This window comes from Thermoleptolyngbya sichuanensis A183 (genome assembly GCF_013177315.1).
In the GTDB taxonomy this organism is placed as follows: Bacteria; Cyanobacteriota; Cyanobacteriia; order Elainellales; family Elainellaceae; genus Thermoleptolyngbya; species Thermoleptolyngbya sichuanensis.
In genome coordinates this window covers 3248624-3263758 of sequence record NZ_CP053661.1, presented here as the reverse complement: position 1 = coordinate 3263758, position 15135 = coordinate 3248624, and the positions used below count along the sequence as shown (strand labels likewise).

10 protein-coding genes are annotated in these 15135 nt (G+C 59.0%); 6 read left to right on the top strand and 4 right to left on the bottom strand.

Features of this window, described 5'->3' with window-relative positions; all coding sequences use genetic code 11:
- Positions 1-90: 90 nt before the first annotated feature.
- The 3 genes from argZ to HPC62_RS13590 all read left to right on the top strand — a co-directional run bounded on the left by argZ (position 91) and on the right by HPC62_RS13590 (position 5714).
- On the top strand, positions 91-2220 hold the full coding sequence (gene argZ, locus HPC62_RS13600) for a bifunctional arginine dihydrolase/ornithine cyclodeaminase (RefSeq protein WP_172356506.1): 2130 nt from the start codon (positions 91-93) through the stop codon (positions 2218-2220).
- Between the two features lie 86 nt (positions 2221-2306).
- Positions 2307-3167, top strand: coding sequence for an alpha/beta fold hydrolase (locus tag HPC62_RS13595; RefSeq protein ID WP_205370195.1), 861 nt, complete (start codon positions 2307-2309; stop codon positions 3165-3167).
- 264 nt (positions 3168-3431) lie between these two features.
- Positions 3432-5714 carry a caspase family protein gene (locus HPC62_RS13590; RefSeq protein WP_172356502.1) on the top strand — a complete coding sequence of 761 codons (2283 nt, stop codon included), beginning with the start codon at positions 3432-3434 and terminating at the stop codon, positions 5712-5714.
- A 63-nt stretch (positions 5715-5777) separates the two neighbouring features.
- Here HPC62_RS13590 and lepB read toward each other — a convergent pair whose 3' ends face one another.
- A complete protein-coding gene (gene lepB, locus HPC62_RS13585; protein ID WP_172356500.1) occupies positions 5778-6389 on the bottom strand; it encodes a signal peptidase I in 612 nt (203 codons plus the stop codon).
- A gap of 573 nt (positions 6390-6962) precedes the next feature.
- Between lepB and HPC62_RS13580 the strand changes: the two genes are divergently transcribed.
- Entirely contained in the window at positions 6963-8309 is a 1347-nt protein-coding gene (locus tag HPC62_RS13580; protein WP_172356498.1) for a dihydroorotase, read from the top strand.
- A 219-nt stretch (positions 8310-8528) separates the two neighbouring features.
- Positions 8529-9611, top strand: a complete 1083-nt coding sequence (locus HPC62_RS13575; RefSeq protein ID WP_172356496.1) for a Gfo/Idh/MocA family protein — start codon at positions 8529-8531, stop codon at positions 9609-9611.
- 59 nt (positions 9612-9670) lie between these two features.
- On the opposite strand, the gene HPC62_RS13570 is transcribed toward HPC62_RS13575, so the two are convergent.
- The gene (locus tag HPC62_RS13570; RefSeq protein ID WP_172356494.1) at positions 9671-10315 is read right to left on the bottom strand and encodes an SH3 domain-containing protein; all 645 of its coding nucleotides are present in this window, start codon (positions 10313-10315) and stop codon (positions 9671-9673) included.
- A gap of 684 nt (positions 10316-10999) precedes the next feature.
- Here HPC62_RS13570 and HPC62_RS13565 point away from each other — a divergent pair.
- Positions 11000-12844, top strand: a complete 1845-nt coding sequence (locus tag HPC62_RS13565; RefSeq protein ID WP_172356492.1) for a DUF2779 domain-containing protein — start codon at positions 11000-11002, stop codon at positions 12842-12844.
- A gap of 130 nt (positions 12845-12974) precedes the next feature.
- Here HPC62_RS13565 and HPC62_RS13560 read toward each other — a convergent pair whose 3' ends face one another.
- Positions 12975-14297, bottom strand: a complete 1323-nt coding sequence (locus HPC62_RS13560) for a homoserine dehydrogenase (protein ID WP_172356490.1) — start codon at positions 14295-14297, stop codon at positions 12975-12977.
- A gap of 174 nt (positions 14298-14471) precedes the next feature.
- Complete coding sequence (locus HPC62_RS13555; protein WP_225906695.1) at positions 14472-14975, bottom strand: nucleoside deaminase; 504 nt, start codon at positions 14973-14975, stop codon at positions 14472-14474.
- Positions 14976-15135: the final 160 nt, after the last annotated feature.

Here is a 15135-nt window from a genome sequence, read left to right as displayed (position 1 = left end):
GTCATGGCAAGCATAATCTACGCCAGCTAATCTCCGCCAGCTCATCTCTCCTTTAACCCCCAATCCTTAGTCCTTAACCCCTGACCTACCATGAACTCTGCCATTCGGTTTTTGATGTGCCCGCCCGACCACTACGACGTGGATTATGTGATTAATCCTTGGATGGAGGGCAATATCCACAAATCCTCGCGCGATCGCGCCGTTGAGCAGTGGCACGGGCTGTATCACCTAATCAAAGACCGGGCAGCGGTGGATCTAGTAAAGCCCCAGGTCGGGGTTCCCGACATGGTATTCACCGCCAACGCGGGGCTGGTGCTAGAAGATAAGGTCGTCCTCAGCCGCTTCTATCACAAAGAGCGCCAAGGTGAGGAGCCGTTTTTCAAGGCCTGGTTTGAAGAACAGGGCTACACGGTTTATGAACTACCCAAGGATTTGCCTTTTGAGGGGGCGGGCGATGCCCTACTGGATCGGGAAGGACGCTGGCTGTGGGCGGGCTATGGCTTCCGCTCGGAGCTAGATTCTCACCCGTTTTTGGCGAAATGGCTGGATATCGAAGTGCTGTCGCTGCGGCTGATGGACGAGCGCTTCTATCACCTCGACACCTGCTTTTGCCCGCTGACGGACGGCTACTTGCTGTATTACCCGCCCGCGTTTGATGCCTATTCTAACCGCCTGATCGAGATGCGCGTGCCCGCCCACAAGCGCATCGCTATTGAAGAGGCCGATGCGGTGAACTTTGCCTGCAACGCGGTCAATATCGACCGGGTGGTCATTATGAACAAGGCCAGCGACGGTCTGCGCCAGCGGATGCAGGATCTGGGCTTTGTGCTGTTGGAAACGCCGCTGACGGAGTTTATGAAGGCAGGCGGTGCGGCCAAGTGTCTGACGCTGCGGGTGACGGAGCCGCTGGAGCCGCTGCACCAGGCGATCGCCGCTGTGGAGAGCCGCGTGATTCAGCTAGAGGGACACTTGCTCGATTCGGGTCTGATCAACAATGCGCTGGATTTAATTGTGGAAAGCGGCGGCAGCTTCCAGGTGCTGAACTTCCGTCTGGGCGAACAGCGCCAGAGTACGTCGGCGGCGGAGGTGAAGGTGTCGGCTCCCTCCCACGACGTGATGGAGAGCATTATGTCGGGCTTGATCGACATGGGTGCAGTGCCTCAACCCCAGGAAGTGTGCGACAACCCGCTGGAAACCGTGACGCAGGACGGCGTTGCGCCCGACGATTTCTACGTCACCACGATTTACCCGACGGAGGTGCGGGTGAACTGTGAGTGGGTGCGCGTGCAGAACCAGCGCATGGACGGGGCGATCGTGGTGTCGCAAACACCGGAGGGCCCCAGGGCAGAGTGCAAGCTGCTGAGGGATCTGCGGGTGGGCGATCGCGTTGTGGTGGGGGTCGAGGGCATCCGCACCGTCCGCAAGCCCGATGCCCGCGACAGTCGAAACGGCAGCGGCTCTGGCGACAAGGAATTCAGCTTTATGGGGTCGGGCGTGTCGAGTGAGCGCCGCGTCGAGCTGGTGGTCGAGCAAATCGCCTGGGATCTGCGCCGGATTCGCGACCAAGGCGGCAAGGTGGTGGTGGTCGCTGGCCCCGTGGTGATTCACACAGGCGGCGGCGAACACTTGGCGCGATTAATCCGCGAGGGCTATGTACAGGCGCTGCTGGGCGGAAATGCGATCGCCGTTCACGATATTGAACAGGCGATGATGGGCACGTCGCTGGGTATGGACATGAAGCGGGGCGTGTCGGTGCGCGGCGGCCATCGCCACCACCTGAAGGCGATCAACACCATCCGTCGCTGCGGCAGTATTGCCAATGCAGTAGAACAGGGCGTGCTGACCAGCGGAATCTTCTACGAGTGCATCAAGCACCAGGTTCCTTTCTCGCTGGCGGGGTCGATTCGCGATGACGGCCCCCTGCCCGACACACAGATGGACTTGCTCAAAGCCCAGGCAGAATATGCCGAGCTAATTCGCGGCGCAGACCTGATTCTGATGCTGTCCTCCATGCTGCATTCCATCGGCGCGGGCAACATGACCCCGGCGGGCGTGAAGATGGTCTGCGTAGACATCAACCCGGCCGTGGTGACAAAGCTGAGCGATCGCGGCTCGGTAGAATCCGTTGGCGTGGTGACGGATGTGGGCTTGTTCCTCAGCCTGCTAAACCAGCAGTTGAGCAAGCTCACCAGCCCCTACCGTATTGCTCAGATGGTCTAGGAATCGGAGGGCGATTCCCGTCGGGATTGCTTCGCGAATCGCGCTCTCTGTTCTACCAGCCAGGAATCCTGCTGCTCCCAATGCCCATGTCCACGCCCCATCCGCTTACCATTCATACCCACGGCAGCGGCTACCCGGTGCTTTGTCTGCACGGACATCCCGGCGCAGGCAGCAGCATGGGCGTGTTTACCCAGCATTTGGGGCGGCGGTTTTGGGCGATCGCCCCTGATCTGCGCGGCTATGGCCAGAGCCGGGTGGCGCAGCCGTTTGTGATGGCGGATCATCTCACAGATCTGGAGGCGCTGCTGGATCGGCTCCAGATTCAGCGCTGTCTGGTGTTGGGCTGGTCGCTGGGGGGCATTTTGGCAATGGAACTGGCCCTGCGGCTGCCCGAACGGATTAGCGGGCTAATCCTGGTGGCGACGGCGGCCCATCCCCGCAGCAGCCACCCGACCATTTCCTGGCAGGACAATCTGTTGACGGGCGTGGCGGCGCTGATTAATTCGTGGCAGCCGGGAAACCGCTGGAATATTGAGCTATTTGCCAAGCGATCGCTGTTTCGCCACCTGATCCAACAGCACACGCGCACGGCCTACGAGTACATTGCCGCCGATGCCGTGTCTGCCTACCTAAACACGTCGCAGGCGGCGACTCGCGCCCTCAACCAGGCCATTCGCGCAGGCTATAACCGCGTGCCAGATTTGCCCAACATTCGGGTTCCGGCGCTGATGCTGGCGGCAGAGGGCGATCGCCACATCACGGCGCTTTCCAGCGAAGAAACCGCCCGCAAACTGCCCAACTGCGACTGGCAATGCTACGCCCGGGCCGCCCACCTGTTCCCCTGGGAAATCCCCCAGCAAATGCTGCAAGACATTGACGCTTGGCTAGCGCGGCATCCGGAGGTGGTTAGCCCCTCTGCACCGTTGGCAAACCCGCAAAGCTCCTGAAATCAGGAGTCATAATTCATCCTTCCGCCAGCGCCACGAAGAACGAACACTGCCGCAAGCCCCGTCCACACCTGGCTGGCAATCCAAACAGGACTTACGCACTTGTAAGTTTTCTGGGTTTTGGACGATTTCTCGCGGGCGCAGCCCGCGAGAAATCGTCCGACTGCGTGAGTCCTACCAAAATCCAAAACCCAAAACCCCAAATCCCTAACTTTGTCCCTCTGCCTGCTCAACAAAGGGAGGCTTTGATGCTGAAATAGAAGCATGGGGCTGACACGGCGCGAATTTTTGCAGCGGAGCAGTGGGGCGATCGCCATCGGTGGGGCGCTCGGCAGCGGCCTGTGGGCTTGGGGCGATCGCGCTGGGCAAGTGCTGGCCGCGCCAACCTCGCGCAAGCTAGCCCTGCTAATCGGCATCAGCCAGTATCCCGAAGCCGTGAGCGATATTCCCCCTGTGAAAGGCGGGCTGCTGCCAGGAGCGCTGACGGACGTGGAAATGCAGCGACAGGTGTTGCAGCACCGCTTTGGGTTTCAGCCTGCGGATATGGTAACGCTGACGGATGAGCAAGCCACCTGGGCAGGCATTACGGAGGCATTTCAAGCCCATTTGCTGGAGCAGGCGAAACCCGGCGATGTGGTGGTGGTTCACATCAGCGGGCTGGGCAGCCGAGTGCGCTCGGCGACCGATCCGGAGCAGCTCTGGGACAGCATCGTGCCCATCGATGGCGGCCTGCCCACGAGCGATCGCCCCCTGATTGCCGACCTCACCCGCGCAACGCTGGAGCAGTTGGTGCGATCGCTCCCCACCTCACAAGTGGTGACGCTGCTGGATTTGGGCTTCTCGAACCTGGGCACCTCGCTCCAGGGCAACCTCCGGATTCGGGCCCGCCCCAATGCGCCCACGGGCGACCTGCATCCCCAAGACCTCGCGCTGCAAGAGTCGCTGGGCGATCGCCTCCGGGCTGCCAAGGCAACTCTTTCGGGCCCGCTGCCGGGGCTATTCCTCACCGCTGCGGCCTCCGGCCAGGCGGCGCTAGAAGGTCGCTGGAGTGGCTTTAGTGCAGGTCTACTCACCTACGCCCTGACGCAATATCTCTGGGATGCCACCGTAGGCACGGCCCTCTCGACAGTGCTGACTCAAACCAGCAGCAGCATCAAGCGGCTGTCGGGCGCAAACCAGGAGCCACAGGCAAACGGTACGCTTAGCCGCGACGGAACCAGCGCCTATCCGCTTGTGCCTGCGGAAGCCGGAGCCGACGGGGTGATCCTGGTTGCGCCGGACTCTGCCCGGACGCTGCGCCTGTGGGCGGGCGGACTGCCACCGTCTGCCCTCAGCGCCTATAGCCCCGGTTCACTTTGGGAAACCCTCGGCAGTGCGCCGCAACTGCTGCGGGTGCAGGGCCGAGACGGGCTGACGCTGAAGGTTTTGCCCGTGATCGAGGGCGCGTCCGTAGAGCCAGGACAGCCCGTGCAAGAGCGGGTGCGCCTGCTGCCCCGCAGCGTGGGGCTGACCATCGCCCTCGACAGCAGCCTGGATCGGATCGAGCGGGTGGATGCCACTAGTGCATTTACGGCAGCGAAGGTGTCGCTGGTCAACGCGGGCGAACAGTCGGCCGACTATCTCTTTGGCAAGCGCCGGGCGGTGGAAACGACGGTAGCAGCGGTGTCGCTGTCAGAGTTGCCCAATCCAGCCGTGCAGACGGACGTGCCCCCGTCCCAGCCTGTGTTGGAGATGCCCAGTTCACCTGCAAGCCTGGATGGAAAGTATGGTCTGTTTTATCCGGGGTGTGTGCCGCTGGGCATTGAGCTATCCACAGCAGATGAAGCGGTGAAAACAGCGGTCAATCGCCTCACACCCCAACTGCGATCGCTCTTTGCCATGAAGCTGCTGCGGCTGACGGTGAATGCGTCGTCCTCGCGCCTCAGCGTGCGGGCGATCTTGGAACAGATGGGGCCAGGTTCCACCACCGCTCGCCCCCTGCCCATCGTGCAGCAAGAAACCGTTAGCATTCCCAACCGCCTCAGCAGCAAGCGCCTGGGGGCAGCGGTCGAATCCGGCGCATCCGTCCCCGCAGGCAGCACCCTCCGCTATCGGCTGCAAAACGCAGGCGACCAGCCGCTCTACGGCATGTTGATGGGGCTGGATAACACGGGCCAGGCGATCGCCCTGCCCCTGTCTACCAGCACCGAGCAGCCGCCGCTGTTGCCCGGATCGAGCCTAGCGCTGCCCGCCGAACCCTTTCCGGGCTGGGTCGTGCCCAATGTGCCCGGCCTGGCGGAAATCTTCCTCATTTTCAGCGTGGCTCCCTTTAGCCAGACGCTGGCCGGGCTGCCCATCGCCCCCGGAGCGACCCCCCGACAGGCGATCGCCCTCTCCAACCCCCTCGATGTGGCCCAGTCCATCCTGCAAGACCTGCACGATGCCACTTCTATAAACAGCCCTTCCTTAGGAAATTTTCCGAGCAATTTCCCAGGCGGCTCCTACGCCTTGGACGTAACACGCTGGGCGACGCTGCACCTCATGTACCGGGTTGAAGCAACGGCTTAGCGGAAAGCCAGCGGACGAGACTGAACGAGATTGAACGAGGTTGAGTTCCAGGAAAATTGCTGGCTAATAGTTGGGTTGAGGCCCTAGTTCACCCAGACGATCGACTGGCCAGAAGCGCACCACCGCCCGTCCGATAATATTCTGGCGAGGCACATAGCCCCAGAAGTGGCTATCGTAGCTGTTGTTGCGGTTGTCGCCCAGCACTAGGAACGAATCTGCGGGTACAACCTCTGGGCCCCACTGATAATCAGGCGGTGACTGAATATAGTTTTCTTCGATGGGCTGGCCGTTGATCAACACGCGCCCGCCCGTCACCTGCACTGTTTCACCAGGCAGCCCAATCACCCGCTTGATGAAGGCCTCGTTGAGGCTAGGGTTTTGCTGCTTGAGCGCCTCGGTGGGGTGAAACACGATGATGTCGCCGCGTCGGGGTGGGTTGAAGTGATAGCTGATTTTTTCCACAATCAGGCGATCATTCACCTCCAGCGTCGGCAGCATGGACTCGGAAGGGATATATCGCGCTTCTGCCACAAAGGTGCGAATGCCCAGCGCCAGCACTATGCTCAGGCCAATCGTTTTGATCCCTTCCATGAGGGGGCTGTCGGCCTTGGGCTTTGGGGCAGCCTGCTCAGCAGGAGGCGTTTGAGGAGTGGGGGAATCAGATTGACTGGACATCTGCGAGTCTATGTAGTTAGTGGTTGATGTACTTGATGAGGTAAACGATGAGGTGAACTCAGAATCGGGTGAGCCTAGAAATCTGGAGACGGTCTAAGAGGGTGTTTGAAAAGATATCACCTGTAATGTTAAGCACTCAGAGATTCCCCCTAGCCCCCCTTAACAAGGGGGGAAACCGCCTTAAAGTCCCCCTTTTTAAGGGGGATTTAGGGGGATCTTTCACGCTTTGCTACAAACAGTAGGACTTTTCAAACATCCTCTAAGACTAGGGATGTAACCCAAGTCAGCCGTAATTTCAGATGTATAGCCGTTAAGTACAGCCGTTACGGTTTATGTGGGTTAATGCACAATCATCACGATAGACCACTTTCCAGCAGACGACACCTTTTCTTTAATCCCAGTTTATCTGAGGAGCAGATGTACCTTTTAGCTCTGGCAGAGGCTAACACAGGTGTTCTGTTTGAAAAGTCAACACTAAAGTCAACTTTTCAGACAGCCGCTCACAAAATTGGGGCCGCGCCGATACAATCATTTCACGGTTTGGAAGGGGACACGAGGGATAGCAGGTAGCATATGGCAAGTTTAACAACTGCTCCACTGGTCATCCGTCAGGCGCAGGTCTTGCTGCCGGATGGAGCGATGGCGCTGCGAGATGTGCGTGTCGAGAATGGGGCGATCGCCCAAATTTCTCCAGACCTTCCCCCAACGCCGGACGACATCCTCATCGACGCAGCAGGGCTGACATTGTTGCCAGGGGCGATCGATCCGCAGGTGCATTTCCGCGAACCAGGGCTGGAGTACAAGGAAGACCTGTTCACCGCCAGTTGCGCTTGTGCCCAGGGCGGCATTACCTCGTTCCTGGAAATGCCCAACACGCGCCCGCTGACGATTACCCAGGACGCATTGGACGACAAGCTGCGCCGCGCTTCGGAGAAGTGCCTGGTCAACTACGGCTTTTTTATCGGTGCAACGCCGGAAAATCTGCCCGATCTGCGGACAGCCCATCCCGTCTGCGGCATCAAGGTCTTTATGGGGTCGATGCACGGGCCGCTGCTGGTAAATGACGACGATGCGCTGGAGCGAATTTTCTACCGCGACCTGAGCGACCCGAATTACGAAAATCGGCTGATTGCCGTCCATGCCGAAGACATGGCGAGAATCCTTCAGCGGCGCGAAAAGTATGCCGGGGTGAGCGATCCGGCGATTCATTCCGTGATTCAAGACAACGAGGCGGCGCTGATCGCCACGAAGCGGGCGCTGGTGCTGTCCAAAAAATATCAGCGGCGGCTCCACATTCTGCACCTGTCTACGGGTGAGGAGGCGGAACTGCTGCGGCAAGACAAGCCAGCCTGGGTGACGGCCGAAGTCACGCCCCAGCACTTGCTGCTGAATACCTACGCCTACGAAACCATCGGCACGCTGGCGCAGATGAACCCGCCGCTGCGATCGCCCCAGGACAATGCCATCCTCTGGCAAGCGCTGATAGACGGCGTGCTGGACTTCATCGCCACCGACCACGCCCCCCACACACTGGAGGAAAAAGCCCAGACCTATCCCAACACCCCCTCTGGGATGCCCGGTGTGGAAACCTCGCTGCCGCTGATGCTGACCCAAGCCGCCAAAGGACGCTGCACCGTCGCCCAGGTGATGAACTGGATGTCTACCGCCGTTGCCAAAGCCTACAAAATTCCCAACAAAGGGGCGATCGCCCCCGGCTACGATGCCGACCTAGTGCTGGTAGACCTTAGCACCTACCGCCCGGTGCAGCGAGAAACGCTGAAAACCAAATGCGGCTGGAGTCCCTTTGAGGGCTGGGATCTAACGGGCTGGCCGGTGGTCACGATTGTCGGCGGCCAAGTGGTTTTTGATCACGGCACGCTGAATACGGCAGTGCGAGGGCAGGCGCTGCGGTTTGAGTGAGGAAGGAAAAAACGAAGAACGAAAAACGAAAAACGAAAAACAGAACCTCTTCGTTCTTCCCTCTTCGTTCTTCGTTCTTCCCTCTTCGTTCTTCGTTCTTCCCTCTTCGTTCTTCGTTCTTCCCTCTTCGTTCTTCCCTCTTCGTTCTTCGTTCTTCCCTCTTCCTCCAGCCCCCTTCTGCTATATCGTGAAAAAGGCAGATGAGCGGACGAACCTCGCATGACACTGTCGGAAATTGGCGTAGCCGTTGTGGGCACTGGGTTTGGGCAAAAGATCCACATTCCCGGTTTCCAGATTCATCATCAAACGAAATTGGTGGCGGTGCAGCACCGCGATCGCCCCAAGGCAGAGGCGATCGCCCAGACGCACGGCATCCCCCACGCTTGCCAAACGGTGGAAGAAATAGTAGCCCTACCAAAGGTGCAGGCAGTCAGCGTCACCACGCCCCCGTTCTTGCACTACGAGCAGGCGAAAACCGTGCTGAATGCAGGCAAGCATTTGCTGCTAGAAAAGCCCACAGCTCTGTCGCTGGCCGAGGCGGAGGAATTGCAGAATCTAGCCCAGTCCAAAGGGCTCGTTGCGGCGCTGGATTTTGAGTTCCGCTTTGTGCCCACCTGGATGCGGCTGGCAGAACTGCTGGCTGAAGGTTTTGTGGGGCAAAAGCGGCTGGTGAAGGTGGACTGGCTGGTGAGCGGTCGCGCTGATGCCAATCGCCCTTGGAACTGGTACGCCCGCAAAGATCAGGGCGGTGGGGCGCTGGGGGCGCTCGGTTCCCATACGTTCGACTATTTGCGCTGGCTCTTTGGCCCGGCGACGCGCCTCTGCGGCAGCCTCAGCACCACCATTCCCACCCGACCCGACCCAATCACGGGCGAGCCAAAACCCGTCGATTCGGACGATACCTGCCGCGTCTGGCTGGATCTGGCGGACGGAACGCCCGTGCAAATCACCCTTAGCACCGTCACGTTTCAGGGCCGTGGGCATTGGGTGGAGGTGTATGGCGATCGCGGTACGCTGATTCTCGGCAGCGATCATCAGACCGATTATGTCCACGGCTTCAAGCTCTGGGCTGCTCCAGCAGGGCAGTCGCTCCAGGAGGTCGAAATTCCCGATCGCCTCGCGTTTCCCCAAACCTACCCGGACGGTCGGCTTGCGCCGTTTCTGCGGGTGGTGGATAGCTGGGTGCGGGCGATCGCCCAGGAATCGTCACCCATGCCCACGCTGGCCGATGGGGTCTATTCGCAGCGGCTAATCGACCGCACCCACGAATCCCATCAAAAAGGGGGCTGGGTGAGCCTGTAGTGACCCGTCCAAACCCCCTAGTTTGTCATAGCAGGAGCGAACTAGCGACGAACCTGCCCCTACCGGCCGCTAAAGTTGCTGCGACCGTGGTCAATCCCAGAGCCAGTCACGCTGCAAAAACTGCGGCTGACCGACGTGCCGCCGCTGGTCTGGATGTTGCAAGTGCCAGACGCAGAAACCGTGCGATAGCCCATCTCAGAAGAGCGGAATTGGTTAATCTGAAGTTCCACCGCACCCTCAAAGTTGCTTCGCACCGTGCCAATGTACTCGACGTTGAAGCGCCCACCCGTGAGGCTAAAGGAACCGTTGCGGTTTTGGCGACCAATCACTAGCTGGGCCTCGCCGGAGCCATTGTAGCGGGCGTTGTCGATAGTGCCCGTGCCGCGAAATACATCGTTTGTGGGCGTGGGGGAGGGGGCAGGAGAGGGGGTAGTGGTGGAGAGGTATTGACCAAAGACCCAGCCTTCGCCGCCGCGCTCGCCCACCACAAAAGCCCAGTTGCCCTGGCGGCGGATAATCTCGACGCGATCGCCACGACGAAGCACAAAAGTGACTGGGAAGCTGGTGCCTGGGCCGCTGCGAACGTTTAGCTCATTGGCCGTCACCGTGGCAACTTGGGCCAGCGCAGCCGTTGCTGCAATGACCAGGGCTGAGCAGGCTGCAAGACCGCCTGCGATCCAGTGTTTTACACGCATATGAATCATCAATTCCTGTTTTTGAGAACACGACAAAACGAACGCTAACGGTTCGATAAAGGCGCAGTAGAATTAACCCAAAATCAACGCTTGTTACACAACGCTTGTCACACAACACCTTCAAACCAGCGCATACGCTGCGTGAACGTCCTGCGTCATACAAGCCGACTCTTGTGTTTGATAAGCGGTTTGATAAACCTGAAGCTGATCCTAAACGCTTAAACTTTACCAGATTTGCCCAAAATCACTTCAAAAAATAGAGAAAAATTTCCTTAAGAGCTTCGTTCTCCAGCAAATTCCCGGCAAGTCTCCGATCAAGATAAACCAGCATCATCGCACAATCTCTTTTGCATCCTCTGTTTTCTTCACCTCTCTTCTGACGCAGTAGCGATTGTGAAACAGATTTAAGCCGAAACAGATTTTAACTAATGCGTTGGGTAGCGCCAAAAGTATCGGTTCTAAGGGATTCGGCTCTAGGGAATTGGCTCTATTGACGATCGCCTAGCCAGAATGCCAAAGATAGAACAGCGCAACGCGATTTCTTTTGGGCGATCGCCATTATCTCTTTGTTCGCACTGTTCGTGCTGTTTGCACTGTTCGTGCTGTTTGCACTGTTTGCACTGTTTGCACTGTTTGCACTGTTTGTTTTGTACTGCTTGCACTGTTTGTACTGTTTCTTCACCAATACTCCGCATGTATTTGTCAAAATCTGACTTCAAGCTGGCTCGGTCTTGCCCTACGAAGCTTTACTACCACAAACTGGGCTATCCTTCGGTGCAGGCCGGCAGCGAGTTTCTGGAACTGCTGGCAGAGGGCGGATATATTGTGGAGGCGATCGCCAAACTGCGCTTTCCAGACGGAGTTCGGGTGCAAGCCGAAGCAGACCCAGAAGCGGCAAATGCAGAAACGCTGGCGCTGCTGAACCGTACAGACTCCATCACGCTGTTTGAGGCAACCTTATTGTGCGATCGCGTCGTGGCGCGGGCCGACATTTTGGTAAAACGGGGGCGACGGATTGACCTGATCAAAGTCAAGGCCCGATCCTTTGACCCCACCGAGTATCAAAAGCGCATCGCAGAAGGAAAATCCAGTCTGTTTTCGCTGGCGGCCTGGCGCGACACGCTCGAAGATGTTGCGTTCCAAGCCCACCTGCTGCGATCGCACTTCCCCGATTTCGAGATTCGCGCCTTTCTCATGCTGCCCGACAAGACCAAACCCTCCGCCATCGACCAACTGCATCGCCAGTTTCAAGTACGGCGCATTCCAGTAGATGCAGGCTTTTCGCAGATTCAGGTCGAGTTTTTGGGCGACGAAGCAGCGCTCAGCGCGGCCAGCTTTCTGACCCAGAAGATCGACATCACCGCCGAAGTAGAGGCGACGCTGCCGACAGTTCGTGCAGGCATTCAGCAATACACAGCGCTGCTCTGGCCCAGCTTGCAACGGGCCGAACCCGCCCTGTCGATCAGTTGCCGTGACTGCGAGTATTGGGTCGAGGACGAAGCCCCACTCAACGGTTTTCGCCACTGCTGGGGCGACTTAGCAGACGTGTCGCCGCATCTGCTAGACCTATATCGCGTCGGCAGCCTGGGCGATCGCGCTAATGAACTCATTCAGCACGGCAAGGTCAGCCTATACGACGTAACGCCAGATCTGCTGGTCAAAAAAGACGGCTCCATGAGCGCCTACACCGATCGCCAACTGCGCCAACTCCATCACACCCGCGAAGACACCGAGTGGGTTTCGGCAGAGCTAGCGGACATTTTAGACAGTTTTGACTATCCGCTGCACTTTATCGACATGGAAACCTGTGCGCCTGCCATTCCCTGCTACAGCGGGATGCGCCCCTACGAAACGATCGCCTTCCAGTGGAGTTGCCACACGCTGACCGCACCCAATGCCGAACCGCAGCACGAATGCTGGCTCTGCACCGAAGACGAGTTCCCCAACTTTGCCTTTGCCGAATCGCTGATGCAGCACCTCGGCAGCACGGGCACGCCCTTTATGTGGAGCAAACACGAAAACACCGTGCTGCGAGAAGTGCTGGAGCAAATGACCCGGCGCAGCTATGACAACCCTGCCCTGCGCGACTGGCTTGGCCACACCGTCAAGCTCAACGGGGTCGATCGCGGCCGCCTGGTCGATCTCTGCCAGCTAACAGAAAAGCACTACCTCCATCCCCAGATGCGCGGCAGCACCTCGATCAAAGTCGTGGTAGAAGCGATCTGGCGCACCAATCCAGTCCTGCGCGATCGCTTTCCAGAATATGTCCGCTACGACGAGACCGGCCGCCTGCTCAGTCCCTACAAAGCACTACCCACGCAGTCGATCCACGGAGCAGCGATCGCCGTCACCGAAGGCCCTTCCGCCGTCCGCGCCTACCGCGCAATGGTTCACCACACCGAGGGCCCCTGCGACCCCGCTACCCGCGACCAGTGGAAAGACCTGCTGCTGCAATATTGTCAGCTTGACACCGCCGCAATGGTGATGATCTGGTGGCACTGGGCGGGACTGTTGCGGGGGAAAGCGAGAAGAGGGTGAGGGAAGAACGAAGAACGAAGAGGGAAGAACGAAGAACGAAGAGGGAAGAACGAAGAACGAAGAGGGAAGAACGAAGAGGGAAGAATGGGGTTTTCGTTCTTCGTTTTTCGTTCTTCATTTTTCATTTTTTCTACAGCACCCGCAGCACGCTAGGAATCTCCGCCACGCCCTCAAAGCCGCGAATCTCTGCCAGGGCTTTGCGGAAGTTGCCCTCGCGCACGTCATGGGTGACAACGACAATTTCCGCCAGGTCGTCCTGAAAGCCAATCTGCACCACGGATTCCAGACTCACGTCATGGTCGCCAAAGCAGGTGCCCAGTCGCCCAATCACACCGGGCATATCGCGGGTGAGGAAGCGGGCGTAGAAGCGGCTGACGACTTCATCCATCGGGCTGATGGTGCAGTAGTGCTGATGGATGCAGGCCAGCAGCAGATGCAGGTCGGCAGTGGAATGAGGCGACCTGCTACCCGTTGCTTTCAAAATCGCCACGATGTTTTGAATATCGGACACCACGGCGCTGGCGGTGGGCCCAGACCCCGCACCCCGGCCAAACAGCATTACCTGCCCCACCGGATCGCCTTCAAACAAAATCGCGTTGTAAACGTCATTGACGCTGGCGAGGGGGTGGCTCTTGGGCAGCAGCGTCGGGTGGACGCGCACTTGCAGATGGTCGGTTGCGTCGTCCGGGGCGCTGGGTTCCCGCAGGGCTGTGGCCAGCAGCTTGATCACAAACCCTAGGCGATCGGCGTAGGCGATGTCGGCGGCGCTGATGCTGCGGATGCCTTCGCAGTAGACTTCGGGCAGCTTGATGCGGCCGCCAAAGGCGAGGGAGGCCAGGATAGCAATTTTGTCGGCGGCATCGAGTCCGTCTACGTCGGCGGTGGGGTCGGCTTCGGCATAGCCCAAGCGCTGGGCATCCGCCAGCACTGCATCAAAGTCTGCGCCTTCGCGGGCCATGCGCGTCAGGATGTAGTTGGTCGTGCCGTTGACGATGCCCATGACGCGGTGAATGCGGTTGACGCTGAGGGATTGTTTCAACGGCTGAATGACCGGAATGCCGCCTGCTACGGCCGCCTCGATCATGACGTACACCCCGGCAGTGCTGGCTGCATCAAAGATTTCGTCGCTGTAGCGGGCAATGACGGCTTTGTTGGCGGTGACGACGTGCTTGCCGTGGGCGATCGCCTTCAAAATGAGCGATCGCGCTGGCTCTAGCCCGCCAATCACTTCCACCACAATGTCAATGTTTGGATCGGTGACGATGGCTTCTAGGTCAGTGGTCAGCAGGTCGGCGGGCAGATCCACCGGGCGCGGCTTGTCGAGCGATCGCACGCCCACTTTGCCAATCTCGATTTCCTGCACCAGCGGATGGCGCAACTCCGGATTCAGCAGAATCTCTGCCGTCCCTGCGCCCACCGTTCCCAAGCCCAATAGCCCAATCTTGAATGCCACAGTTCTCGACCCGTGAAAATCGTCTTCCCCCAATTGTAGGAGGGAATGTCTGCGCGGGTGAGGGCGCTGCTACTGCAAAAAATTCGTATCCAGGGTTCGCCCCGGCTGCTCCAGGCGTTTGGCCGATGCTTTCCGGCGTAAGCGTTAGGTTTTGTAAGGTCTTGACAGGAGACTTCAGGGCGATCGCCAAAAGTCTCGATGCACCGCTACGATTTCGTCCTCCAGCGCATCGAACGGCCCCCAAACGCGAATTGGCTTTTGTCCAGCAGCAAACACCTGGCGACAGGGCAGGCTCAGCGTCGGGTTTTGCGCGTCGCTGCCCGTCAGCGCCAGCAGGCTGGTTTCGGCAATACCATAGACCAAGCGCCCAATGTTGCCCCAATACTGGGTTCCCGCGCACATGACGCAGGGTTCGGCGGTGGTGTAGAGCGTGCAGTTCCACAGATACTCCGGGCTGAAATTGGTGCTTGCAACCCGCACCAGCACGGATTCGGCGTGGTTCACCGTGTTGACGTTGCCCTGTTCTAGCAGCACCGTTTCGTGATCTGGCGCGACGAGAATTGCCCCGAAGGGATGATGCCCAAAGCCCCTAGCGCGGAGGGCGATCGCATTGGCCCGCCGCAGATGATGCAGCATTTGCGCTGGCGTGGGGTCTGGATGGTCGAAGGTGTAAGGCATAAGGCATACGTCTTTCTCAAAATTCGCGCTTACACCACACTCAGCGCGACTCCGCAAAATTAAGCTCGCCCATGACCGACTATATCCCGGCTTCGCTCCGCCAATTTGTCACCCGGCGAGCATCCGAAGCCAGGGAGTATTGCCTAATCCATCAGACTTT

Excerpts from the sequence above, each read along its gene's own strand:
- HPC62_RS13595 (WP_205370195.1), top strand. The coding sequence starts at position 2,307 with ATGTCCACGCCCCATCCGCTTACCATTCATACCCACGGCAGCGGCTAC.
- HPC62_RS13570 (WP_172356494.1), bottom strand. The coding sequence starts at position 10,315 with ATGATTCATATGCGTGTAAAACACTGGATCGCAGGCGGTCTTGCAGCC.
- HPC62_RS13565 (WP_172356492.1), top strand. The coding sequence starts at position 11,000 with ATGTATTTGTCAAAATCTGACTTCAAGCTGGCTCGGTCTTGCCCTACG.
- argZ (WP_172356506.1), top strand. The coding sequence starts at position 91 with ATGAACTCTGCCATTCGGTTTTTGATGTGCCCGCCCGACCACTACGAC.
- HPC62_RS13575 (WP_172356496.1), top strand. The coding sequence starts at position 8,529 with ATGACACTGTCGGAAATTGGCGTAGCCGTTGTGGGCACTGGGTTTGGG.
- HPC62_RS13555 (WP_225906695.1), bottom strand. The coding sequence starts at position 14,975 with ATGCCTTACACCTTCGACCATCCAGACCCCACGCCAGCGCAAATGCTG.
- HPC62_RS13590 (WP_172356502.1), top strand. The coding sequence starts at position 3,432 with ATGGGGCTGACACGGCGCGAATTTTTGCAGCGGAGCAGTGGGGCGATC.
- HPC62_RS13580 (WP_172356498.1), top strand. The coding sequence starts at position 6,963 with ATGGCAAGTTTAACAACTGCTCCACTGGTCATCCGTCAGGCGCAGGTC.
- lepB (WP_172356500.1), bottom strand. The coding sequence starts at position 6,389 with ATGTCCAGTCAATCTGATTCCCCCACTCCTCAAACGCCTCCTGCTGAG.